Genomic DNA, 24,922 nt, shown 5'->3' on the forward strand with positions numbered 1-24,922 from the left:
TATTCGTGGTGGAGCTACCGCTTCAAGGCCCGCCAGAACAACGCCGGATGGCGCATCGACTACTTCATCACCTCGAAAAGTCTCGACAACAAGTTGAAAAAAGCCTCGATTTATACAGATATCACCGGCAGCGACCACTGCCCTGTCGGTCTGGAATTACTATGAAATCACGTAAAGGAGAAATATATATGTTAAAAAAACTGACGATAACCGCGATAGCCTTCACGGCTCTTGCCCTGCCCCAGGCTTTTGCCCTGCCGGTCGTACCGGAAGCGGGCATCAGCATCGGCACCGGCACAAAAGAACAATATGCCGAAGCCAAAGTCCTGCCGCGGACGACCATCGGTTACAAACGGGCCGACCGCGACCAGTACGGCAATCAGAACGACATTTACGCCAAATATAATGTTATCGGATCGAATGTCCAGCTTCTCGGCGGCTGGCGCAACAACATCGGCCACCAGTCCAATTCGGCCTCCTTTTACGGTGGCATCGGCGTCGCTGCACCCCATATTCTGGGAATCCAGCCCTATGCCACATATGTCAAAGGCTCCCATTTCTCTGAAGCCCAGGCCGGCATCAACTATAACATCGCCCTGGGATGGGGACTGAACGTCAATTACCATAATTACATGCCTGAAGACGGCGATAACGAACACGGTGTTGGCGCCGGCGTCACTTTCCATTTCTAAGAAATAAAGACTGCTCCAAACCAGACCCTCTTTTTTCTTTCCTGCAGCCGTAGTAAAATAAAACAAAAGAGCATTTGCATGGTAAAGGAGAATGATAACTATGTTTTGTACGAATTGCGGAAAACCGGTCCCTGACGGATCCAGATTCTGCCCGTACTGCGGAACACCAGTAGCCGGTTCAGCAGATGGACTTTCCTATGAAGATGTCCTAAAAAAGGTAAATAAGCAGAAAGAAGAAAAAATATATCCTATTTTCTGCTCTCCTGAAGACGATAGTCTGGAACTGAGGCCCTTCCATGACGGAGAAAGAGGCAAGTATGTCTTTGATGTAGACGGGTGCCATTTCGAATATGATGAACGACAGGTCGGTTTTATTCGTCTGGCAAAAGCCATGACCAAAGAAGCGCTGTCAGATAAAGAACTAAAACGCATATACTGGAAAAATGACAGCGTAGAAGAGCTTCTGCAATTCTTTACGAGCGAAGAAGCAGCCGAACAGATTATGGGCAGCGTGCTGAAGAAGGAATCTTCCCTTCTTTTATCCCGCGGCATTTACGGTCTTACGAAAGATAATTTCATGGCCCGTGACATGGCAGACGGCGCCCCTTCTGCTCTCGATGCATGGCAGGATTTTGTCCAGTCTCTGCTGGGCCAGGTTGGTAAAATCACAGGAAATGCCGAAGCAGAAAGAACCTACCGGGAACTGCGGAAAGAATACCGCGGCCGGATCATAGGCGGCGGCTTCGGCCTGGGCGGCGCTTTGCAGGGTATGATTACTGCCGGTGTTCTCAATCTGGCAAGCGGTGCGGCGCACAGCATATTTAATGCCATCGGCAATGCATTCACCAACAGCCGGGAAAAAAGACAGCTCGATGATTTGTTCCGTTCCGACGATCTGGTACAATCGTTTATTGATACGTACAGACGTTCTGTTTTCTATCTCACCATGGACGCCTCCGACCGCCTGAACCTTATTCCACCAGATCCGGAAAAAAATGAATTGCCCGAGGTCATGCAAACTGCCATCAATGATGGCACCCTGGGAAAGGATGAGCGGAAAAAAGCAGCATTCTATGTACTGGACCGTAATCCCTACAAGCCCCTGTCCTACAAGTTATTTTACCTCTATCTCAACGATAGAGACGGTATCGTTGACCGCATAGCCGAGGCGTTCGGACTTTCTGAAAAGCTGGAAAATGTCAAGTTCCGGATGACCAAAGGCGTACTTGGCTATTGGGGAAAGAAGAGAGATCTTCCCCTGGCCGATTTATTGGACTACATACAGGATGGGTGTCCTCTGATAGACGCGTTCATGTCCCTGGGTCTGCTTCCTCAGGCAGGTGACATAGCCGGGGCCCTGCATGATGTGCAGATGACCTTCCCCTATCCCCTTTTGGACAAGCTGAAGCAGGAAGCGGAAGAAATTGTCATCCTGAAAGGATCCTCCCAGGAAACAGGCGATGGAACGACTATTCCTTCCTTTCATTTTTACGGAGTCTCCGATGAATCCATTACCATACCCGAAGGGGTAACCACTATTTCAGACTATGCATTCTTCTGTTGCGAGCAACTGAAGGAACTCATCCTGCCACAAAGCCTGAAAACCATCGGCCACCGCGCCTTTTTCGATGTGCCATGTTTGAAGAAACTGGTCATCCCCCCTTCCGTTGCGGCCTATCCGTTATCTGCCGTCGGGGAAAAAACGGTAGTGTTCCTTTCTGAACACACTACTGTTGTCAATGATGAATTCTACAATATAGACGTACGCCTCGATATTCCCCTTGGCGGGAACGTCTATAAAGACATGAAATCATGGGGACTACTGGAACGCAATACATCCATTTTTACACACAAAAATGCCATAGACCGAATCAAAGGCAGCGAACACTGTGAGCTTCCCATAGAATCACGCAAGCTACTTCCGCCTATTTCCGATGTCTGCTATAAAGAAAGCAAACAGTATCCGGAAGTCATTCATATTCCCGAAGATACGGAAGATGAGGAAGATGCGCTGCCCTATACGAAGCTGGATACAAAAGCACTGGTATATGCCCCCATATGTTATCTCCATCTCACTGGTGATATACGGGAAATCGGAGAATGGTGTTTTATGAAATCCACCCTTCTTCAGTTCAAAGCGGAAGAAGGTCTGGAAACGATAGGGGCCCATGCTTTTGAAGGACTGCATTTTCTGGACCGGGTGGAACTTCCTGCCTCCCTTTCCCATGTGGGCGACGGTGCCTTTGCCCATTGCCGCGACCTTCATTTCATCGAACTGTTACAGATGGACTGCCATATAGGAGAAGACGTATTTGCCGGAACGGACATCACGGTCTGCTGCCTGCCAGGGAGTATCTGGGAAGCGTACTGCCAGAAACATGCCATCCCCTATTTCCTGAAAGGGGAAGATTCCCCCGTACGCCAGGAACTGAAAGAACGGCAAAACCTAGACGACAAACGCGCCTGGAAACACTATGATATTTATAAAGAATCAAAAACCTACACGTTATATAGCTATCGGTCGGATTTCCGGGACACAGTACATACTATCAGTAATGACATGGGCATCCCGATTCTTCCGGGAGGAGGAATCAATCCGAAAGACAATAAACGGATTTACGTCGTGAAAAGCCAGGCAGAGAAAAACGGCGACTATGACAGGGAAGCCATCGTCGCCGCCATCAGACGCCGTCCGGAAAAGCCTGCCTACCAATCGGAAGACGGCATGAGGGATATCATCATCCACCCATGGACTATGTCTTTCCAAAAATGTATCGGCGAAGACGCATATATGAATTCCTCCCTGATCTACGTCTACGGCGGAACGAACATTTCCTATATCGGAGAAAATGCTTTTGCCGGTTCCAAAATCGTTGCATTTTATGCAACTAAGGTGAAAGGTATCTGGGCCCGCGCATTCAAAGGATGCAGTGAACTTTCCTACGTAGAAGTAGGCGACTGCCTGGACTCGCTGGAAGACGAAGCCTTCGCTGACTGCCCGAACCTCAAAACGATTAAATTTACGGGTATCAATCATATAGGAAAAGACGTATTCAAAAACACCCCCGTCACCGTAATCTGCAGAAGAGACTCTCACGTCTATGAATACTGCATGGAAAACGGAATTGATGTGGATACATACAGTTTTGATTTAGACTGGTAACGTACAGCTAATACACACTCACCCCTGAGAACACATCTGTACCGGATTAAAAGGGGCTGTAACAGAATAGCCTCATCTAAAAAATGGACTCAGTTATCTGAGCCCATTTTTTTAAGCAAAAGAGGCCCCGAAGGGCCTCTTTGCTGGTATAGTAACCGTTCTACGTCTTGTAATTCATCGGTTCCTTCTGCCTCCGATTCAGCTGTATCCAGCCAGAGCGCCAGACTCGTTTTATCATGGTTCCAGATACTCTGCCGGATTCCTTCCTGTACCTCCGGTGCAGCAAAATGCAGCCGTTCTTTCACCTTGCGGTGTACATGATATACATCCCGCTGGTGCTCATGCCACTTGCACCCTGCTGCCAGTTCCTGAAACGCCTCATAGCCATATCCCGTTCCGCCATCCCCGTTGCTGATCACTATCGTATGGCTTAATCCATACTGCCGGTGCATGTACCACCCTGCTTATTCCCATGTCTTTTCATATTCCGTAGAAGCCATGTGATACGCATGAATCAGCCGGGTCCGTTTCCCTTCTTTTTCCCGTCCTTCATACACCTGCATCCGGTGTATTTCCAACTGCTTCTTATGCTGTCCCCGCAAGACCAGCCCGTCTCCTTCTATGTACACAACCGGGGCTTCCGTTTCTTCTACGGAAGTTTCCTGCCGCTGAATGGCCTGCCATTCCTGACACAACGCCCCCGATTGCATCACAATATGCTTCACCGTTTGATGACTCAGGGTCGTCAGGGTAAACCGGTTCACGATATCGGCCGTTTTTCGATATACACAGCTGGTAGCCGTTTCCGCCACTTTCTTCATCAGCAAAGCGGAAAATCGTTGGTAGGGTTTCAATCGGAATAATTCGAAAAACAGGGTCAATAATTTCATATCCCGTTCAATAACTGTATCGGAATCCTTTATTGTTTTGATGATTTCTATTACTACATATTTGCTTCGATTTTTTCGATAATCAAACGCTGTACCCATTTGGGTGGCATCCGATTTCCGGCATTCCATTCCTGGACCGTACGATAAGGCGCCCCTAAGAGTTCAGCCAATCCTTTTACATTTAATCCAGCTTTCTTGCGCGCGTACTTGATAGGATTATTTTCCCGGTCAATGACATCTTGATATGCGTCGGTATCAGCAACCACTAAATTAACGAATCCATTTTCCGGTACTTTTACTTTATCCCGCGGTGTCGGTCCGGGTATAGCCTGCTTTTGCTGTTCCATGCTCCAAACCATTAAATTCAACACATCGTCTGCGTTTTCCATTGCTTCGGTCAAGGTTGCGCCATCGGTAAAGCAGCCGTCTACATCCGGAAAATTTACGTAATATACTTTGTCTTTTTCATCCCATTGGAATGTAGCTGGGAAAATATATTTGCTCATGACGTCCTCCTTTTTATATGAATCAGGCCAAGGGGATTTCTCCCTTTGCCTTACTGAATACCAGCCTGTTTAAAAATAGCTTTAATAGTTCCTGACGGTATGTCCTTATTGTGCCGCCAGACAGGGAATTGCTTTCCCGTTATCGGGCTGTAATACAGGTCATGATTTCCACCATGCCCAATCAACTTGCACCCATTCTTTTTAAGGATCTTTAACAGCTCCGACCTCTTCATTCTGTAACCTCCTTTCTTTAATTATATTATACACCTTTTGAGTGTATTCGTAAATATAAAAACACCTTCTGAGTTTATTTTTATTTTTTAAAGGGGCGATTTTTATGAAAAAAAGACCTGATGGCCGCTACAAAGTCTCTCTGACCATCGACGGCAAACGTCATTATTTTTACGGCCGAACCATTAAAGAAGCGGAACAGCAGCGCAATAAGTACAAAAATACGCTCCATTCCGCGCCTAACATCGATTATAACATCACCTTAGGTCAATGGCTGTCGATATGGCTACGAGGCGCCAAACCGACGTTGGCGACGGATACATACGAATCATACGTATATCAACTACGTCAATATGTGCTACCGACTATGGCTAAAATTAAGCTAATCGATTTACAGCCTCATATGTTCCGTAAATTGATTGCTGATTTACTGGCTCTCGGATATAGCAACCGATCCGTGCAATACGCATTGGCTGTTGTCCGAATCGGACTCAACCAAGCTGTCAATGATGGAGTACTGCCAATCTCCCCTATGCGCGGTGTCAAATTACCGCAAAAACAGAAGACGCAAGTATCCGCACTATCAAAAAATGAAGCTCAGCGCCTGCTAGGCGTCATTTCCAACCCCTGCCACTATAATCTATACTATGTGGCTTTGCATACGGGTCTGAGACGTTCTGAGATACTTGGTTTGCGTATCCGCGATGTCAATACGAAAGCATCAACCATTTCTGTCAATCAAACGGTCCTTCTCGTTGGCGGAAATCCGGTTATATCACCTACAACCAAAAATGCCGCTTCCCGGCGTACGATTTCCGTTGATGCCAAGACGCTGTCTATTTTGCGGCGACAAATCATGTGGACGCTCAAAAACAGAATGGCCGCATCAGACTATGAAGATAACGGGTTATTGTTCTGCCGACGCGATGGACGTCCGTATGATCCGAAATATATCAGTCATACGGCCAATAAATATGGAAAGTCGGCAAGCTTCCACCTGACCTTTCATATGTTGCGACACACTCATGCCACACTACTTCTCAAAGCTGGCGTTCATTTCAAAGTCGTCCAGGTCCGCCTGGGCCACTCTTCCTTTCATCAGACTATGGACACATACAGTCACGTTTTACCAGATATTGAAGAGAACGTTGTTGATAAATTAATTGACCTCGTTTAACTTTGCCCCGTCGCGGGGTCAAAAAGGGGGCAAACGCACCAGATATTATGAGGTCAATAAAAAAGGACAACCATCATTCAATGTGATGGTTGTCCCATTGGTGCGAGTGAAGGGACTTGAACCCTTACGCCGTGAGGCACCAGATCCTAAGTCTGGCGCGTCTGCCATTCCGCCACACTCGCCTGCCGATTGTCAGATGCAATCTGACACGGTATTTATTGTATCATGAAAGCGGGGACAATGCAAGGATTCTGCAGTCCCCGCTTCATGCTTCTGTTTTGATTCTGTATACCCTGCCTGTTCTGTGGCGGTTACAAGGTCTGTACAACTTCCAATGCTTTTTCATATTGATAGTCTTCCGGGTCGTTGGGTTGCAACTGGACTTCTATATCAGGTTGTATGCCTACGCCATCAATTTCCCGGCCACTGGCCGTGCGGTATTTGGCAACAGTCAGCTTGATAGCGTCATCAGAATCAATGGGATAGACGCCCTGTACCGTTCCTTTTCCATAACTCTTCGTCCCGATAACTGGCCCCAATTTCAAATCCTGGATGGCACCGGATACGATTTCAGAAGCGCTTGCTGAATTTTCATTGATGAGCACTACCAAAGGGATAGTATCACCACTGCCATTAGCCTTATATTCCGATTCGTCACCGGATCGGCTCGTAAAGGATACGATGACACTGTCCTTGGGAACGAAATTCGATGCTACGGCAACAGCTTGATCGACGATGCCACCGGGATTATTCCTGAGGTCGAGAATCATGCGCTTCATGCCCTGCTTACGCAGTTCCTGATACTGACGGGTAAACTCCTCTCCCGTATTTTCACTGAAAATTGCCACCCGAATATATCCCACATCAGTTCCTTCAATCATCTGGCCACCGACGGTTTTCATATGGATCTGACGGCGCGTTATGGCCATCTCCTGAGATTCACCATTTCTTCCCAGGGTCAGAGTAACTGTCGTATCCACGGGTCCCCGGATAGTCTTGGAAATGTCTTCCAGACTCATCCCCTTCGTAGATGTGCCATTAATAGCCTGGATCAGGTCACCGCGCTGGACGCCGGCTTCAGCAGCCGGGCTGTCATCCATGACTCCGGCTACAATCGTACCTTCCTCACTGGAACCGATATACACACCAATACCGGCATAGGACCCGGACGTCTGGTCGGAAAATGCCTGGAAATCATCGCCGTCGAGATAGATACTGTGCTTGTCGCCCAGTTTTTTGACGATTCCTTCCAGTGCCCCATTAAGGAGATCCTGCTTATCGACAGCACCGGGAAAATTCTGTTCCACCACATGAAGAGTGCGGAAGAATTTAATGAATCCTACGGGCGTCCCCGTGTAGTAGTAAAAGAGGCCCACTAGCAGCAACACACTGCAGGCTGCCGTAAACAACCCCCAGGCAACGGCCCGGAACAACATCTGAAACATGTGTTTTTTCTGATTCATAGTCTGCCTCGTTTATAGATACGAATTCGGATCGACTGGTTCACCGCCGACACGGACTTCAAAGTGAACGTGTGGCCCCGTCGAATTCCCTGTAGAACCGGCATAGGCGATGACCTGGCCCTGAGAAACAGACTGTCCCGACGATACAGCCAGAGATTCGTTATGTCCATACAGAGTCGATGTCCCATTGCCGTGGTCAATGACGACGGCATAACCATAACCGCTGATCCATCCCGCTTCTACAACGACACCACCATCAGCAGCATGGACAGGCGTCCCGTAATCGACGCCGATGTCAATGCCGGAATGAAGAATCTGGCGGCCGAAAATCGGGTGTTCCCGGTAACCAAAGGGCGATGTGATGACGCCATTTACCGGCCAGATCATCTGACCGGAACCACTGACTGGCTGGTAATAACCGCTGTCATCTCCGCCGGACGAACTGCCACTATCCCCGCTGCTGTCGCTGCCACTTTCCCCAGACGACGCTGCCGCCGCTGCCGCAGCCGCTGCTGCCTGCCGGGCTGCTTCACGGTCGCGGAGCATCTGGGCAATCTGATTGGACGACGCTTCCAGTTCGGCATAGGCTTCTTCTGCCGTCGCCTTATCAGTCTGGGCTTTTTCCAGGATAGCCTGCTGTTCAGCCTTATGCTTGGCGATTTCTTCCTTCTTGGCTGCTGCTTCTTCTTTTAGCTTTGCCTGCGTTTCCCGCTGCTCTTCCAGAGCCTGTTTCGTCTGGTTGATCTGGTCCCGTTCATCCTTTATGGACGAAATCAGTTCCAGATCCGAACTGACGATACGCCGCAGGAGTTCGACGCGGTTAGCAAAATCATTAAAATCCTTAGCCCCGACGACGACATCGAGGTAATTGAGCTGGCCGTGCATATAAATATCACGGATGCGGCGGCTTAGCACCTTTTCCCGGCTTCTCAGATGGGTTTCTGCCCTTTCCAGTTCGGCCTGGGTCCGGGTAATCTGCCGTTCTGTTTCAGTTAATTCTTGGGAAATAGACTTATATTGTGCATTGGCGGCATCGAGATTTTCCTGGATGACCCGCAATTTTTCAAAGACATTGCCGATAACTGCTTCGGCTTCACTCTTCTTCTGAGCCTGTTCTGCCATCTGCCCCTGAACTGTCGATAACTGATCCTGCAAATCTTCGTCTTCCGCAAAGATGAGACCACAGGGGTTCAGGAGATACAGGACCGTCAAAGCCGCTGCCAACGGCTTTTTATATTGTATACTCATCATACGTTACACCTTCATATAGCGTTTCAGAGAAATCGTACTGCCAATGGCCCCGATGACCATGCTCAGTACGAGTATCAGACCACTTGCCTGATACATGAATGGATACGGACTGACCATAGGCAGAAATGCCAGCGTCCGGTGAATCGTTATCGTGACAAATTCATAGAACTGCAATAAGGCCACATCGGCAATGAGACCGCCGATGAATCCCAGGAACAATCCTTCCAAGAGAAATGGCCAGCGGATGAACCAGTTGGTAGCACCAACGTATTTCATGATGCCGATTTCCCGGCGCCGGGCAAAGACGGTCAGACGGATTGTATTGGAAATGATGAACAGCGTCGCAAAAGTCAGGAAAATAATGAGGGCAATGCCTCCCCAGCGGATAATCGTCGCCACGCGGAACAACTGTTCCACGATTTCCTGTCCATAATGGGTGCTTTCCACTTCGTCATACTGTCCGACGACAGTTGCCGTCTTTTTAACCTGTTCCGGATTACTCAACGTCAGCGTATATGATGTCGGCAGCGGATTCTTCCCGTCGAGGGCATCGAGAATGCCCGGCTGGTCTTTCATACGTTCCTTTAGTTTATCCATGGCCTGGTCTTTGTTGGTAAATTCCAGTTCTTTTACATCGGGCAGGGCCTTCAGCCGGCTGCCTACACTCATGACCTGATCCGTTGTCAGATCATCTTTCAGATACACGCTGATCTGCACCTGGTTTTCCAGATTATCGGCAAAATAGTCCAGATTGGCTACCATGATCAGGAACAACCCTAAAATAAAAAATGAGACGGCTACGGTCGCAATGGACGCAATAGACATGAAGCTATTGCGCCAAAAAGACGTAAAGGCTTCCGAGAGGTAATACCTCATGGTTCTAATTTTCATCGTCGTATCCTCCCTGCTGTTCATCACGGACAATCTTGCCATCGACGATTTCAATGACCCGCTTGTTCATCATATCGACAAGCTGCTGGTCATGGGTCACCATGACGACAGTTGTCCCCATATGATTGACTTTGGTAAAAATATCCATGATTCCCTTTGACGTTTCTGGATCCAGATTACCCGTCGGTTCATCGGCAATGAGCAGGAGCGGCCGGTTGACGATGGCTCTGGCAATAGCCACACGCTGCTGTTCGCCGCCGCTGAGATTCGACGGCAGGGCATCGGCTTTACCGACCAGCCCTACCAAGTCGAGGACGTTGCGGACCCGTTCTTTGATCAGACGCCGCGGTGCTTCAATAACTTCCATGGCAAAGGCGACATTTTCCTCTGCCGTCTTATTGGGCAGCAGACGGAAATCCTGAAACACGATTCCCATGCGGCGGCGCAAGTACGGGACCCGGCTTTTTTTCAGCTTATTCACTTCAATGCCGTTGACGATGACTGAACCTTCCGTTGGCAGCTCTTCATGGTCGAGAAGCTTGATGAACGTGGACTTGCCGGCTCCGCTGGCACCTACGACAAATACGAACTCCCCTTTTTTGATATGCACATTGGCATGGTCCAGAGCAACAGACCCATTGTCGTACACTTTGGATACATTCTTAAAATATATCATAGATTTCCTCTTTTCTGGCAAACCATACTTTTATCAGACATACTCTATTATATATAAGGAAAAGCGGCCGTCAAGTCACTGCTCCTGCGAGCGTCAACCTTTCCGGGCCGCCGTATGTTCTTCTATAACGCGTAACGCCAGATAGGCATTACGCATAGACTGGCGTCGTAAGTGATTCATTCGCGCTCTGACTTCCGGCATAATACCGCCGGCCTTCAGTCTGGCCGTTACATCTGTCACCAGTGTCCTGGCAGTGACAGTCTCCATGGTCCCGCAAAGCGTATCACCAATGAGGCTGATGAACCCATCAATTTTGGGATCGTAGGAAATGGCCGTTACCGGCACCTGCATGATAGATGCAAAAATGAGTGCATGGAGCCGGTTTGCAATGACCACATCCATGCAGCCCATAAGGGCCATGAATTCCACCGTATTGTATGCTTCTTTCAGAACCGTCGCCGGTTCCTTCATACGCGCCGCCACATCAGACGCCGCTTCAGCATCGGCAGGATACTGCATGGGAATAAAAATAATGCGGGCTCCCATCGTACGTACCAGTTCATCTGCCGCCTTGGCAATCTCGTCTTTATACCGGGTCATATGCTGCCAGTTGCGGATGGCAATGCCGATACGGGTGCCAACACCGTTAATACCATGCTTTTTCAACAGATAAAAGCCAATTTTTTTATCCACAGGAGGCATAGATAGTACGGCATCGGCCGTCACGTGGATGGGTGGATCCGTAACGCCGAGCCGCTGCAATTCCTGTCGCGATTCACTGTCACGGACACCAATCATAGTCACTTTCTGCAGCACATTGCGAACCGCCTTCCGCGCCTTGGGACGGCGTATGGGACCGATGCCCTGGGCATAGAGCATGACCGGCTTGTGGAAAAAGAGAGCCATGCGCATGATGAGCAGATAATAATAGAGACTGCGGGCGCTGGTCACATCCTGCAGCAGACTTCCACCACCGCTGATGAGAAGATCAGCCCGGCAGATAGCCCTGGCAATGCCCGGAAAATTCAGCCTGTGTACTGCCTCTACATGATGATTTTCCCGTGTCATATCCGGGTGTCCCGAAATGACCGTGATGGAAGCACCGGGAATCAGGTCCTCCAGTGATCCGAGGAGTGCCGCCAGCATGGCTTCATCACCGGCATTGGCAAATCCGTAATAACCGGAAATGACAATGTTAGTCACGGGACTTCACCCGCTTTCCCATCCAGGCCGTCACATACTGAACAATGGCAATGGCACAAATGAGCAGGATACCCAGTACAAGCCCTGTAAGCCAGCCATTAAGGCCACGGATAAAGGACATGATAAACGGCGTCCGGATATGGGCAAAGGTTTCTACCATGGACCCTACGCCGATGACCGCTGCCAGTACCGTAAAGAAATGGACCAGTTCCGGCCATTTGCGATACATAGCCGCTACCATGAGGAAAAAGGCTGGATGGCCGATGAGAAATTCTTTTTCCCGCGGCCGGGCATACATGACCGTTTCCAGGAAACGGCGCATAGCCACTTCGATTCCCGGTACAGGTACACCGGCCGTATGACCGCTGCGGCCGACGAAGATAAAGGCCACCAGCCCCAGGAATCCGACGAGGATGAGCGTTCCCATGCGGATGGGGATGCGGAGAAAATCTTTGGCAAACGCTATGAAATCAGATGATGTGGCAAAATCGTGACCCATAAGGGGGAAGCGCCGCAGATAGCCAATCGCTACGATAATGATTGGCAGGATAAAGGTGAGTTTGACACCTCGGTAATAATCAAATTCCATAAAGAAGCGTATGTTCCCCAACATGGCCGCAATGAAAATACCTCCGACCATGGACATGAGGACAGCCGCCGTGAGTCCCAGCGCACCATCGCGGATGACCCGGCCATAGCCGAGTTTCTTTGTCAGATTCTGATGACGCCAGAAATCGAGCAGTACCAGTATTGCTGCCGATGGCGCCGTTACGGCACAACCGACAGCCATCATCTGTAAAAACAGAGCTCCTTTGGCAATCCAGGCTCCGCCGGCTCCAAAGAGTATAGCCAGTACGATAAGCCCGTAATTAACCCGGTCCGAAAGAGGAACGAGCAGATTCAGGAGGAACAAGAATCCACAGGCCGCTGCTGCCGCCGCAATCGCCAGGAGTACCTTATTGGGATAGTAGACAGGCAGTACAGACGCCCGGTCCAGCTGATAGCCCCGGCCTTCCAATTTCTGCGTAACCCTGCTGATATAGTTCAGATTCGTATCCAGCAAAGACTGGCCATACCGGGGTTTCTTATACAGTGGGAACAGGTTGACCCGGACATTACGTTCCAGGTCGCTGATATAAAAGCGCATGGCCGCTTCTTCCGGTGTAATCTTTTCCAATTCCTCTTTGGCCATGGCATAGACACGGCCTGTATCATAATGCATAAGACCTGCCAGGTCGTACATGCCATCCTGGTTATCATACTGGAGCTGATTAACCGATTCAATCATATAAAACGGCATCTGCCGGGCCAGCATACGGTCTGCTGTCAGCTGCAGCATGTCTTTGCGCTGCGCCGGGTCCGGACTATAGCCCAGTACCTCCTTACCGACAAACATGATGCCCGTCACATTGCGGATTTTATCGGCGCGCTGGAAAAAGTGTTCCAGATCATCCGCCGTGACATCATGATAATTAGTCGGCCGCAGGATGACGTTAAAGCCATAGCTGGCAATGCGGTTGGCATCGGCTGACATAATGCCCAGATTGACTTCGCCGAGGGCCGGCATGATGCCATGCAGTCCAAGAATACGGTACTGGGGATTGTCGATGACGACAGCATTTTCCTTGCCCAGCCGCAACTGCAGATCTTCTGTTAGTTCGTCAAAATACAGGTCCTTCTGGTCTTTTGGCTTGCCGACAAGATAATATTCGTACTGATACGAACCAAGATGGAACTGTGGATAATAGAGTTCAGCTCCCAAACGGGTAATGACAGAGCATTCTCCGCGCTGGGTCATTTTATTCAGCGTCGTATCGTATATGGTAAAACTGGTGATGCCGGCCTGACGGCACTTTTCCAGTGTCGTTTCCAGATCATATCCTTCGTTGCGTCCCAAAACGACAACAGCATCATAATCCATCGCCTGTTCAATCGACATATTGTCATGTTCCACATAGTACCGCTGCACACATAGATATATACATGAAATCAGGCCGACCAATACGACCAGGATCATGAGCAGGATACTGCGCTTATTCTTTTTTTCCATTCTATCCACCTTATTCAGTGATTGCTGACCCTGCCATGCAGTGTAAGCAATCCGTTATCCAGAGTGACCTGGTCCGGAACCATATGAAGGGGAAAATCTGTAAAATCATAGACTTCCAGCCGGGCCAGATTCGAAGCATTGACCCGGACCCCCTTCGCCGATATGGCGGCATCCTCCGGCAGGAACATCAGCTTATTCCCTTCCATAGCAAACCGGCCGGCTATATCAGCATCGGCACGCAAAAAACCGCCGACCCGTACTTTGCCTCTGACATGGATAGTATCACCATCAAAGGATACATCCATCTGTTCTGTGCCTTTTACCTGTTTTTTGATAAAGTCACTCAGGTCATCCTGGGAAACTGTAGCTACCAGTTCTCCCTGTTCAGCCGATTCAGCCTGCAAACGGCCATCCATCAGGCTGGCCAGAGGATCGAACCGGACTCCTTCCAGCGTGCAGTCAAAGGACTGAAAACGCAGCTTGCCGACGCGGAAATCGTCACCACCTGCATGAACCCGGTCCAGACGGCCCGTCAGTACAGACAGGCCGGGACGGGCTTCGACGAGGACATTATCCGGTGAAATTTCCATATGCCGGGAAAGGCCACGGTACAATCCATAAGCTGCCAGACGCGGAGCCGCTATATTCAGCCCCAGCAGAATGACTGCGACTGCCATGGCGGCATACATCCATTTTTTCATCATATAGTCTGCTTAGCCAGGCGTTTTTCTTTCTGCTGCTGCAAATATCCTTCGATGAACATATCGATATCGCCGTCCATGACAGCCTGGATATTTCCCGTTTCCACATTCGTCCGGTGATCTTTGACCATCGTGTATGGATGGAATACATAGGAACGGATCTGACTGCCCCATTCGATGGCCTGATGTTCGCCGCCGATTTCTGCTTTGAGCTGCGCCTGCTTTTCCTGTTCTAATTCAAATAACTTGGCACGCAGGTACTTCATACACATTTCCCGGTTCTGTACCTGTGACCGTTCATTTTGGCACTGCACGACAATGCCTGTCGGGATATGGGTCATACGGACAGCAGAACTCGTCTTATTGACGTGCTGGCCACCGGCACCGGATGCGCGGAAATAATCGACGCGGACATCGTCCATGTTGATTTCTACATCTACATCATCGGGCAGTTCAGGCATGACATCGACGGCCGTAAAAGACGTATGACGCCGCGCAGCCGCATCAAAGGGCGAAATACGGACCAGGCGGTGTACGCCTTTTTCCGACTTGAGATAGCCGTAAGCGTATTCTCCTTCAATGGTAAAAGCCGCACTTTTGATGCCGGCTTCATCACCGGGCTGCATATCCATGACGGTTATGTGGAACCCGTGCTGTTCTGCCCAGCGCGTATACATGCGGACCAGCATCTGTGTCCAGTCCTGGGCTTCCGTTCCGCCGGCACCGGCATGGAAAGTCAGGATAGCATTGCACGTATCGTATTCTCCGGAAAGGAGCAGCAGTACTTCCCGCTTTTCAATGTCTTTCAGCAGGGCATGATACTGCTTTTCGATTTCCTCGGCCATACCTGTTTCTTTTTCTTCAATGGCCATATCTAGGAAATCAAGCAGGTCCGCACACTGGGTTTCCAGTTTTTCATGCCCTTCTACTTCCGTCTTCAGGAGCGTTGCTTCCTGGGAAATTTTCTTTGCTTTATCCGGATCACTCCAAAAATCAGGGTCACTCATCTGCATATCGAGATCCATGATTTTTTCTTTTTTCCTGGGGAGGTTAAAGTGAATCCCCGATTTCCTGTATTCTCTTCTTCAAATCTTCCAGCGGTTTACGCATTTCATCTAATAACACAAGAATCACCATCTTTCAAAAACATAATCATAAACAAAACGCCACCACTTTGTGGTCCCATCTCTACTGTCCGTTTCGGCAACCGCCTTGCGCTTCCTTGCACTCAGCACCTTGCAGGCCGAAAAGGCCCTCCCCTTCACAGGGGAGGCTTTCTTGGGATATCTAAAACTGCGAACTGCGGGCTTTCCTACCTGTTAGCCGCTGACTGCGGTCTGCGGCCTACGAACTGCGGCTCTTTTACTGCCGTTCTTCGTCCCGCTTGATATCTTCTGCCGTGACCGGGGCACTTTCATCATGGACTTCCCGGGCACCCTGCAGATGATCTTCTGCCTTTGGAACAGGCTTACTGTATGTAATCTGGATATGATAGAGGAATGTGACCGTCGTCCGTTTGATGGAATCGACCATTTCTTCAAACATATCATAGGCTTCAAACTTATATTCAACGAGAGGATTCTTCTGCCCGTATGCCCGGAGATTGATGCCTTCTTTCAGGGCATCCATAGCGTCAAGGTGATCCATCCACTTGCTGTCTACGACACGGAGCATGATGGCCCGTTCCAGTTCACGCATCGTTTCCGGCCCGATTTCCTTTTCCCGGGCATCATAGAGATCGACGGCAATCTGGTACAGTTTTTCCTTGACTTCGACACGGCTGAGGTTTTCCAGTTCTTCGCTGGTCGTCGCGTCTTTCGGCACGAAATACTGCTGCATCTGTGTCAGAAGGCCGGCAAAATCCCATTCTTCCGGATAGAGTTTTTCATCGGCATATTTATTGAGGCCATCATCGATGATATCGCTGACCATGCCGAGAATCGTATCCTTGAGGGAATCCGCCGTCAGTACCTGACGGCGCTGTGCATAGAGCACTTCACGCTGCTGATTCATGACATCATCGTATTCCAGAACGTATTTACGGATTTCAAAGTTGTGGCTTTCGACTTTCTTCTGTGCCTTTTCAATCGATTTGGTGATCATCTTGGCCGTAATCGGTTCGTCTTCATCCAGGCCCAGTTTGTCCATGAACTTAGAAATATTATCTGAACCAAAAATACGCATGAGATCGTCTTCCAGAGACAAATAGAACTGTGTCGTACCGGGATCCCCCTGACGGCCTGCACGGCCACGGAGCTGGTTATCGATACGACGGCTTTCATGGCGTTCCGTACCGATGATCATGAGACCGCCCAGTTCGGCAACGCCCTTGCCCAGCTTGATATCGGTACCACGGCCGGCCATGTTAGTGGCGATGGTGACCATACCCCGCTGACCGGCATCCTTGATGATTTCCGCTTCTTTTTCATGATATTTGGCGTTCAGGACGTTATGTACGATATGTTCCTTGTTGAGCATCTGGCTCAGGATTTCCGACTGGCTGATGCTGGTCGTCCCTACGAGGATAGGCTGCCCCGTTGCATGGCGTTTGACGACTTCCCGCACGACTGCGCGGTACTTGGCATTCTTCGTCTTGTAAATGACATCGGGCAAATCCTTACGGATCATCGGCTTATTGGTAGGAATGACATAGACGTCGAGTTTATAAATCTTATTGAATTCGTCTTCTTCCGTCTTGGCCGTACCGGTCATGCCGGCCAGTTTCTTGTACATGCGGAAATAGTTCTGGAAAGTAATCGTGGCCAGAGTCTTGCTTTCGCCCTGCACTTTGACATTTTCCTTGGCTTCGATGGACTGGTGCAGGCCATCGCTGTAGCGGCGGCCAAACATGAGACGGCCCGTAAATTCATCGACGATGACGATTTCGCCATTCTTCACGACATAGTCCTTGTCACGGTGCATCATGAACCGGGCACGCAGGGCCTGAATGACCAGATGGTTCAGGTCAAGGTGTTCGTTATCGAACATGTTGCTGATGCCCAGCATCTTTTCGACCTTGGCAACGCCCGAATCAGTCGGGGCAATGGTCTTCTGTTTTTCATCCATGATATAGTCATCTTTGGTGAAGGTCTTGACGATACCGGCCAGCGTATAGTAGAGGTCCGTCGATTTTTCACCGGGGCCGGAAATAATCAGCGGCGTACGGGCTTCATCAATGAGGATGGAGTCCACTTCATCGACGATACAGTAATTCAGCGGGCGCTGTACCATCTGTTCTTTACTGATGACCATGTTATCACGGAGATAATCAAAGCCAAATTCATTATTGGTACCATAGGTAATATCTGAATTATAAGCACGGCGGCGCTGTTCATAATTCAAGTCATGGACGATAAGTCCGACAGACAAGCCCAGGAACTTGTAAATCTGTCCCATTTCTTCACTATCACGGGTTGCCAGATAGTCGTTGACCGTGACAACGTGGGCGCCTTCTCCGGTGAGGGCATTCAAATATACCGGCAATGTCGCAACGAGCGTTTTCCCTTCGCCGGTCCTCATTTCTGCAATATCCCCGCGGTGCAGCACAATGCCGCCCAGAAGCTGTACATCAAAATGGCGCATGCCAAGAACACGCCGCGATGCTTCACGCACGACAGCAAAGGCTTCCGGCAGAATATCATCCAGCGTTTCTCCTTTTTGCAGGCGTTCTTTAAATTCAAAAGTCTTAGCCTGGAGGGACGAATCGCTGAGCGCCGTCATCTGTGGTTCTAAATCATTGATATGGCGCACGATAGGCCACATTTTTTTGAGTTCCCGGTCGGTATTATTGCCGAGAAGGTGTTGTATAAACGAATCAAACACGAAATAACCTCCATTGCAACTTATTCATCACATAGTAACATTCATATCAATTTTACATTTTACATCATTTACCCCACTTTATGCAATAGCTGGCACCGTATCCGTCCCATTCCTTTACACGTTTCTTACGTAAAACGGCTTCTGTATTCCATCCATATCGCCCCATCCAAAACATGTCGCGCTTCCATCAAATATCCTATGACCACATCATGATGGATATTCTAAAAAAGAGGGATAGCACAGCGGCAATCCCTCTTAGTCTGTTATCAATATTCTATTTATTGCGTTTGTCCAGGATGTCTTCGATGAGCTGGACGGCTTCGAATACCATGCCGTCACAGTGGGGCTTCTTTTCCCCGCCATTGGCCTGGTTCATGCGCAGCAGGTCCGCACAGTCGAGACAGTTCTGATGATGATCCAGGAATGCTTTGTGGAAAGCGGCGATGGTCGGTCCGTCTTCGATACCCAGAAGGCCCAGTGTCATGAGACCGCCGGTGATAGCGCCGCAGGTACCGCCCCGTTTCATGCCGCTGCCGAAGTTTGCCCCAATTTTGCGCGATGTGGCATCATCGAGCCCGGTCAATTCTTCAAAGGCACAGATGACAGACTGTGCACAGTTATAATGCACGTCCGTAATGGCGCGCAGTTCTTTGGCTTTTTCCAGATATTTTCCCATGGGAATCACTCCAGTCTTTGTAGTACATGTTTCAATGATGCTGTGAGAATTTCGCATACACCATGAACAATGAAAATGCAACGAGTGCCGAAACAATAATGCCTATGAGTTGTGACATAGGATCACGTCCTTTTATGAAAAACGGTATCGGCAATATACCATTGCTGTCTTAGTCGTTATAAATGAGTGCCATGAATACCAGATCTTCCGTTCCATTATTGGCAATGCAATGGGACTGTCCCGGTTCGATGAGACAGCAGTCACCGGCCGTTACTTTGGTAACGGAACCATCATTGTCAGTAAAATCGCCTACACCGGATAGGATGTAGTACGGTTCGGTTTCATGAATATGCTGATGAAATCCCAGGCTGGAACCCGGCGGCAGGATGACTTTGGCATACATGCGGCCATGGCCCATCAGTTCGTCTTTCGTCAGGATATGACAGACTGTTGCCGGCCCTTTGCCACCAGCCAGTCCTTCTACTTGTACTCTGTTTTCTTTGCGGATCATTGCAACCCCCTCCTTATACATTCTACTTCTGGTTATATTCTAGCATAGAAAGCAAAGGCTTTCTACTGTTTCTCCTTCAGAAAGAAAAAGTCCTTTCGTTCTTCCCTGCAGCCTGTTACAATAGAATCGATAAAACTATGAACGGAACAGGAGAAATCAATGAAACAAAAACAGCTATGTATATTAGGCAGTACCGGTTCGATTGGAACCCAGGCACTGGATGTCATCGCCGCCAATCCGGAAGAACTTCGTGTCCGCGTGCTGGCTGCCCATGGCAGCGTCTCTCTCATGGCAGACCAGATTCGCCGCTTTCACCCCGATTTCGCCGTCCTCACTGATGCAACGGCTGCCCGTACGCTGCAGCATCTGGTAGGAAAAGAATGTGATATCCTGAGCGGCATTGACGGCCTCAGGGCCGCCGCTTCCTATGGCCCTGTCGATACAGTGCTGGCCGCCATGGTAGGCTATGCCGGTCTGGAACCGACGCTCGGTGCCATTGCCGCCGGAAAAACCATCGCCCTGGCCAATAAGGAGACTCTCGTTGCTGCCGGCCATCTGGTTATGGAGTCGGCCCAGCAGCATGGCGTTCAGATTTTACCCGTAGACAGCGAGCACAGCGCCATTTTCCAATCTCTTCGCGGCGGCAGGAAAGAAGAAGTGCGCCGTCTCATTCTTACAGCATCAGGCGGCCCGTTCCGGGGCTATACGAGGGAACAGCTGCACCATGTAACGCGGGAGCAGTGTCTCCATCATCCCAACTGGAATATGGGACCCAAAGTAACCGTAGACAGCGCTACCCTGGCCAACAAAGGACTGGAAGTCATGGAAGCACACTGGCTGTTTGACATGCCCTATGAGGCCATCGATGTCGTCATCCATCCCCAGAGCCTGGTCCACTCCCTCGTCGAGTTTTGCGACGGATCGGTCATGGCCCAGATGGGACTGACCGATATGCGCCTTCCTATCCAGTACGCCTTTTCCTGGCCGGCCCGCTACGACTGCGCCTTTGGACATCTCGATCTGGTCCGTGCCGGTACGCTGACCTTTGAAGCGCCGGATCTGGATGCCTTCCCCGCCCTGCGCCTTGCCATCGAAGCCGGAAAGGCTGGCGGTACAGCCCCCTGCGTCTTCAATGCCTGTAATGAAGTCTGCGTACAGGCTTTCCTTGCAGGACGCATCGCCTATACGGACATTGCCCCGACGATTGCCACGATTCTCGACGCTCATAAGCCGATCAGCCATCCCTCACTGGAAGAAATCGCTGCAGCAGATCAAAGCACGCGTATAGATACAGAACAAGTCTTACAAAAAATTTAGTTTACTGGAAGCCTTACATCAGTCCAAACGATTGACCATTGTGGAACATACTATTGCACACCAAAAGAAGCTGTTGCATTAAGCAAAGATAATGCTAATGCAACAGCTTCTTTATCATAAATGGAAACTCACGGGACAAAAGATTTTCCCTTAAATCACTTCTAATCAGATGTCTTTATCAGCAGGAGCCTGGGGTGCTTCGTCTCGTGGGCCCTGCTGGTGCATGAGCTGCATGATTTCTTGCAGACGCGTTGTAGAGATTCCCGTTTCCTGGGATAGTTCCTGTTCTAATTTCTGACGGTCCGGTTTTTGTCCGTCAGCAGGCGCCTTAGGAGGCTGTCCCTGCCGGGAATGATGCTTCTGGAAACTCTGTTCCAATGCCGTCGCTTCACTTTGTGTGATGGATCCGTCTTTTACCAGCTGCTGGAGACGTACCTGAGGCCCGAATCCGCGGCGCAAACGGGGCGGTGCCATGATTTCACGGAGCGTTTCTTCTGATATACCCGTCTTATTGGGCAGACTCTTCATAAATTTCTGATGATCTTTCGCTTCTTTTTCCCGGAAATCAGCTATCGCTTTTTTCAGTTTATTTGCTTGTTCCGATGTGATTTTTCCCTGCTGGACCATGCGGTCAATACGGGCATTCTGTCCTATACCGGGATGTATCGGCGGCATCTGCCGTGTCATTTTAGGACGGGTGCTGGCGCCCGCCGCCGCATCGGTCGTATCAGCAGCCTGTGCTATCGTAAAGGGAGCCACACCTATCATTACGGCCGCCGTTCCGGCCAGTACAGCAGCCAGCGTACGCCGCTGCCATGTATGTAACATCTTCATCGCCATCACTCCTTTTTTAGATGATGGACACAGTATAACAGACAAATGTTACATTTCTATGGCACAGGAGTCACAAATTGAAATAAACTGTTATAATTTAATTGGCTTCATAGGCCCGTACGCGCAGCGTCAGCCCCCGGTCTTCACAGATTTTACGGCACTTAGCGATTTCTTCTTCGCTTTCGACATGATCGACAACGGTCAGAACGACGTTGGGCACATACTTCTGACAGTGCTGGGCAAAGGTCAGCAGGGCCTCGTACGAACCGATGCCAAATTTGCTGCGCGTCAGGTCGAGATAACGCTGGGCGTTAGATGCATTGAGGCTGATGGAAACCGTATCAAGGATGCCGCCTTTGAAATCGACAGACGTATCACGGCCATATTCCAAATCCGACAGGCCATTGGTATTAATCCGCGTCTTGACATCACGATGATGTTTTTTGATATAGGTCAACAGAGTCACTACATCATCAAGGCGCATGGTCGGTTCCCCAAAGCCGCAGAACACGACTTCACCGATGTAGTCCCAGGGCTGGCTGTCCAGTTCTTTTTCTACCTCGGCAACAGATGGTTCTTCTTTAAGCCACAGTTCCATATCTTCGGCTTCTTTTTTAAGACTGCGCAGACAGAACGTACAGGAACAGGTGCAACGGTTCGTCAGATTGACATAGAGGTTGCGTTTTCCCTCTGGCTGTTTGGCCAGACTTTCGGCCATGGTAATATAGTGTCCCTTGTCGTATACATAAGTAATCATCAGTGCCACATCCCTTTTCTATATAAAATTAATGTAATTCTGTCAAAAATTGTTCAAAGGCCAGCCCCCGGTTGGTCGGTAGTCCCAACTGTTCCGTATAGACCAGCGTCCTGCTGATAAAATCCGTCGCCCGTACGACGGCGTCTTTCAGACTGTCGCCGCGTACGACCGAAGCTGAAACGATGGCGGCAAAGGCATCGCCTGTACCGGACCGGTCATGGCCGATTTTCTTCACCGACACGATGTCCGGTTCTTTTCCCGTTTCATAGATGTAGTTGTCAATATGATCCCCGTCGGCCAGTCCCGTAATGACGATCTGTCCCGGTCCCATAGCAGCCAGCCGCCCGGCAATATCTTCGAGGTACGCCCGGTCCGTATGACCTTTTTCCGGATAGGGAATGCCCAGGAGCTGGCATGCTTCCGTAAGATTCGGCGTAATAACATCGGCATACTGCATGAGACGGCGCATTTCAGCGCATAGCTTTTCCGTATATGACGCATACAACTTGCCATAGTCCCCCATGACCGGATCGACGATGACGATGGTATCAGGCTGCTTGAACTGGTGGATAAAGTCGATGACAATATCGATCTGCTCGAGGGAATTCATGAATCCCGTAGAAATACCGTCAAAGGTCAGGGCATTTTTCTTCCAGCTGGCAATGTAATCTTTCATACGGTCCGTATAATCGTCGATGAAATACGTAGGAAATCCCGTATGGACCGACAAGATTGCCGTCGGCAGCGGACAGGCCTGTACTTTCAGGGCCGATATGAGCGGCAGTTCGACAGCAATGGAACAGCGCCCAAATCCTGTAATATCATTGATGAGTGCAATCTTCTTCTGTTGTTCCATCGCCGCGCCTCACCGTATACTGCCCTGACGGGTCGTGGGCAGCTGCTTGAGAAAAATCCCGGCACCCATGGCAGCAATCGTATTGAGAAGACCTTCCATGAGAAGTCCCGGTAGAGAAGCCAGACCGGCCTGGATACTACCGAAAAGGACGGCACCGGCCAGGGTATAGGCGATGGCCATCCACAGAGAAGAAAGGAGGAAGGCAATGAGCGTGCGGACAGAATAGAGGGCACTCTTCCGTGTTCCCCGGCAGCAGATGGCAAATACGATGAATACCATGACGTATTTAATGACAAAGGTCGGTGCAATCCACAATGGGAAACCGCCGAGGAAATCAGACAGGCAGGAACCGATAGCGGCAGCCAACGCCGCTTCGCGGCGGTTAAAATACAGGAAGCTCAGGAAAATCACGGCGTCGCCGAGGTGGGCATATCCCAGTGGAATGGGAATACGCGGTACAAAAGTCATAATAAAGACGACAGCAGCGAGGACCGCCGATAAACAAATGGACTTTGTCGTATACGGCGCCTGCGGCGCTGCATCAGCAGGACGAGACATACATACCCCTTCTTTCACGATACTGCATAAATACAATATCTTCTATTTGTCCTCTATTTTATTATAAAAATCGCATAAAGTAAATAGGACAGATTGGCAGATTTCTGTCATTGTCAAGCAAATCTAATGCCACTGTTCTGTATAGCGGTTAATTTCTCAACATAATGATATTTCTATCCAAGATAGTGTAAAGAGGTTGTGGGAATTTGTTAGTGTCAAGAAGTTCCCAGTCATTCCCCATCACCCCATAGGAGCTATCCGCCTGCTACTGAAAGATATAGCATAGTTGAATGTTCAACTATGCTACTTAAAGTATGATGTAGAAGCGGTAGGGCTTCTACATCGGATGCTTGTACCAGGTGTAGGTACGGGCTATGCCTTGTTCCAGAGTCATTTCTGGTTTTATGTGCAGGGTTTGTATCAGTTCTTTGTTGCTCAGGACGGAGCGCTGGATGTCTCCGGGGCGGGGTGATGCGTATTGCACTTCGGCCTTGTGTCCTATGGCCCGTTCGAAGGAACGGATCAGGTCGTTGATGCTCGTTTCAGTTCCTGTCGATACGTTGATCGTGTGATAGCCCGTGAGGGGCAATGCCTGTACGATAGCCGATGCGATGTCTCCGGCATAGACGAAGTCTCGTGTCTGATTGCCATCGCCATAGACAGTGATAGGGCTTCCCTGGGACAGGAGTTTACAGAA

General features: G+C 49.7%; 24 protein-coding genes, 1 tRNA gene and 1 pseudogene. 5 read left to right on the top strand and 21 right to left on the bottom strand.

The window, feature by feature from the left end; translation table 11 throughout:
- From B4H10_RS10540 to B4H10_RS10550, 3 genes and pseudogenes are all read left to right on the top strand, one after another.
- Window positions 1-165, top strand: a pseudogene (locus tag B4H10_RS10540) (exodeoxyribonuclease III); the annotation flags it as partial.
- A gap of 23 nt (window positions 166-188) precedes the next feature.
- Window positions 189-692, top strand: coding sequence for a hypothetical protein (locus B4H10_RS10545; protein WP_292017843.1), 504 nt, complete (start codon window positions 189-191; stop codon window positions 690-692).
- Between the two features lie 100 nt (window positions 693-792).
- Complete coding sequence (locus B4H10_RS10550; protein ID WP_292018809.1) at window positions 793-3,855, top strand: leucine-rich repeat protein; 3,063 nt, start codon at window positions 793-795, stop codon at window positions 3,853-3,855.
- 89 nt (window positions 3,856-3,944) lie between these two features.
- Here B4H10_RS10550 and B4H10_RS10555 read toward each other — a convergent pair whose 3' ends face one another.
- From B4H10_RS10555 to B4H10_RS11565, 4 genes are read right to left on the bottom strand one after another with little or no spacing between them, the layout of a single operon-like run.
- Complete coding sequence (locus B4H10_RS10555) at window positions 3,945-4,307, bottom strand: hypothetical protein (protein ID WP_292018810.1); 363 nt, start codon at window positions 4,305-4,307, stop codon at window positions 3,945-3,947.
- 12 nt (window positions 4,308-4,319) lie between these two features.
- Entirely contained in the window at window positions 4,320-4,745 is a 426-nt protein-coding gene (locus B4H10_RS10560) for a UPF0236 family transposase-like protein (protein ID WP_292018811.1), read from the bottom strand.
- Window positions 4,746-4,798: 53 nt separating this feature from the next.
- On the bottom strand, window positions 4,799-5,251 hold the full coding sequence (locus B4H10_RS10565; protein WP_059077217.1) for a type II toxin-antitoxin system HicB family antitoxin: 453 nt from the start codon (window positions 5,249-5,251) through the stop codon (window positions 4,799-4,801).
- Window positions 5,252-5,301: 50 nt separating this feature from the next.
- Window positions 5,302-5,484 carry a type II toxin-antitoxin system HicA family toxin gene (locus tag B4H10_RS11565; RefSeq protein ID WP_014016479.1) on the bottom strand — a complete coding sequence of 61 codons (183 nt, stop codon included), beginning with the start codon at window positions 5,482-5,484 and terminating at the stop codon, window positions 5,302-5,304.
- 104 nt (window positions 5,485-5,588) lie between these two features.
- Here B4H10_RS11565 and B4H10_RS10570 point away from each other — a divergent pair, with 104 nt between their 5' ends.
- Complete coding sequence (locus B4H10_RS10570; protein WP_292018812.1) at window positions 5,589-6,659, top strand: tyrosine-type recombinase/integrase; 1,071 nt, start codon at window positions 5,589-5,591, stop codon at window positions 6,657-6,659.
- 98 nt (window positions 6,660-6,757) lie between these two features.
- Here B4H10_RS10570 and B4H10_RS10575 read toward each other — a convergent pair.
- The 12 genes from B4H10_RS10575 to B4H10_RS10630 all read right to left on the bottom strand — a co-directional run bounded on the left by B4H10_RS10575 (window position 6,758) and on the right by B4H10_RS10630 (window position 19,903).
- Window positions 6,758-6,841: transfer RNA gene (locus B4H10_RS10575), tRNA-Leu, on the bottom strand.
- A 129-nt stretch (window positions 6,842-6,970) separates the two neighbouring features.
- Window positions 6,971-8,122, bottom strand: a complete 1,152-nt coding sequence (locus tag B4H10_RS10580) for a S41 family peptidase (protein WP_059077216.1) — start codon at window positions 8,120-8,122, stop codon at window positions 6,971-6,973.
- A gap of 12 nt (window positions 8,123-8,134) precedes the next feature.
- A complete protein-coding gene (locus B4H10_RS10585; protein ID WP_059077215.1) occupies window positions 8,135-9,373 on the bottom strand; it encodes a murein hydrolase activator EnvC family protein in 1,239 nt (412 codons plus the stop codon).
- Between the two features lie 3 nt (window positions 9,374-9,376).
- On the bottom strand, window positions 9,377-10,264 hold the full coding sequence (gene ftsX / locus B4H10_RS10590) for a permease-like cell division protein FtsX (RefSeq protein ID WP_059077214.1): 888 nt from the start codon (window positions 10,262-10,264) through the stop codon (window positions 9,377-9,379).
- Complete coding sequence (gene ftsE / locus B4H10_RS10595; RefSeq protein ID WP_059077213.1) at window positions 10,254-10,940, bottom strand: cell division ATP-binding protein FtsE; 687 nt, start codon at window positions 10,938-10,940, stop codon at window positions 10,254-10,256. The genes ftsX and ftsE overlap by 11 nt, the downstream gene beginning before the upstream one ends.
- 93 nt (window positions 10,941-11,033) lie before the next feature.
- Complete coding sequence (csaB, locus tag B4H10_RS10600) at window positions 11,034-12,143, bottom strand: polysaccharide pyruvyl transferase CsaB (RefSeq protein WP_113856037.1); 1,110 nt, start codon at window positions 12,141-12,143, stop codon at window positions 11,034-11,036.
- A complete protein-coding gene (locus B4H10_RS10605; RefSeq protein WP_292018813.1) occupies window positions 12,136-14,193 on the bottom strand; it encodes a DUF5693 family protein in 2,058 nt (685 codons plus the stop codon). The genes csaB and B4H10_RS10605 overlap by 8 nt, the downstream gene beginning before the upstream one ends.
- A 14-nt stretch (window positions 14,194-14,207) precedes the next feature.
- Window positions 14,208-14,897 carry an LmeA family phospholipid-binding protein gene (locus B4H10_RS10610; protein WP_292018814.1) on the bottom strand — a complete coding sequence of 230 codons (690 nt, stop codon included), beginning with the start codon at window positions 14,895-14,897 and terminating at the stop codon, window positions 14,208-14,210.
- A protein-coding gene (prfB, locus tag B4H10_RS10615) for a peptide chain release factor 2 (RefSeq protein ID WP_338086663.1) occupies window positions 14,894-16,031 on the bottom strand; the annotation gives its coding sequence in 2 pieces (ribosomal slippage) (window positions 14,894-15,946 and window positions 15,948-16,031; 1,137 coding nt in all). The genes B4H10_RS10610 and prfB overlap by 4 nt, the downstream gene beginning before the upstream one ends.
- 225 nt (window positions 16,032-16,256) lie before the next feature.
- Entirely contained in the window at window positions 16,257-18,716 is a 2,460-nt protein-coding gene (gene secA / locus B4H10_RS10620) for a preprotein translocase subunit SecA (protein ID WP_292017839.1), read from the bottom strand.
- 274 nt (window positions 18,717-18,990) lie between these two features.
- Window positions 18,991-19,392 carry a C-GCAxxG-C-C family protein gene (locus tag B4H10_RS10625; RefSeq protein WP_059077209.1) on the bottom strand — a complete coding sequence of 134 codons (402 nt, stop codon included), beginning with the start codon at window positions 19,390-19,392 and terminating at the stop codon, window positions 18,991-18,993.
- Window positions 19,393-19,561: 169 nt separating this feature from the next.
- The gene (locus B4H10_RS10630) at window positions 19,562-19,903 is read right to left on the bottom strand and encodes a cupin domain-containing protein (RefSeq protein WP_059077208.1); all 342 of its coding nucleotides are present in this window, start codon (window positions 19,901-19,903) and stop codon (window positions 19,562-19,564) included.
- 159 nt (window positions 19,904-20,062) lie between these two features.
- Between B4H10_RS10630 and B4H10_RS10635 the strand changes: the two genes are divergently transcribed.
- Window positions 20,063-21,220, top strand: a complete 1,158-nt coding sequence (locus B4H10_RS10635; protein WP_292018815.1) for a 1-deoxy-D-xylulose-5-phosphate reductoisomerase — start codon at window positions 20,063-20,065, stop codon at window positions 21,218-21,220.
- Between the two features lie 165 nt (window positions 21,221-21,385).
- Here B4H10_RS10635 and B4H10_RS10640 read toward each other — a convergent pair whose 3' ends face one another.
- The 5 genes from B4H10_RS10640 to B4H10_RS10660 all read right to left on the bottom strand — a co-directional run.
- Window positions 21,386-22,054, bottom strand: coding sequence for a hypothetical protein (locus B4H10_RS10640; protein WP_292018816.1), 669 nt, complete (start codon window positions 22,052-22,054; stop codon window positions 21,386-21,388).
- 97 nt (window positions 22,055-22,151) lie between these two features.
- The gene (locus tag B4H10_RS10645) at window positions 22,152-22,811 is read right to left on the bottom strand and encodes a TatD family nuclease-associated radical SAM protein (RefSeq protein WP_075582232.1); all 660 of its coding nucleotides are present in this window, start codon (window positions 22,809-22,811) and stop codon (window positions 22,152-22,154) included.
- 28 nt (window positions 22,812-22,839) lie between these two features.
- Entirely contained in the window at window positions 22,840-23,667 is an 828-nt protein-coding gene (locus tag B4H10_RS10650; protein ID WP_292018817.1) for a pyridoxamine kinase, read from the bottom strand.
- Window positions 23,668-23,676: 9 nt separating this feature from the next.
- Window positions 23,677-24,225 (bottom strand): ECF transporter S component, encoded by a 549-nt coding sequence (locus tag B4H10_RS10655; RefSeq protein ID WP_113856044.1) that lies wholly within the window; start codon window positions 24,223-24,225, stop codon window positions 23,677-23,679.
- A 337-nt stretch (window positions 24,226-24,562) separates the two neighbouring features.
- Window positions 24,563-24,922 (bottom strand): NAD-dependent epimerase/dehydratase family protein (locus B4H10_RS10660; RefSeq protein WP_292018819.1); only part of this gene is annotated, 360 nt, incomplete at its 5' end.

Origin of the sequence: Megasphaera sp. UBA4382 (assembly GCF_002391155.1) — a bacterium.
Classification (GTDB): Bacteria; Bacillota; Negativicutes; order Veillonellales; family Megasphaeraceae; genus Megasphaera; species Megasphaera hexanoica.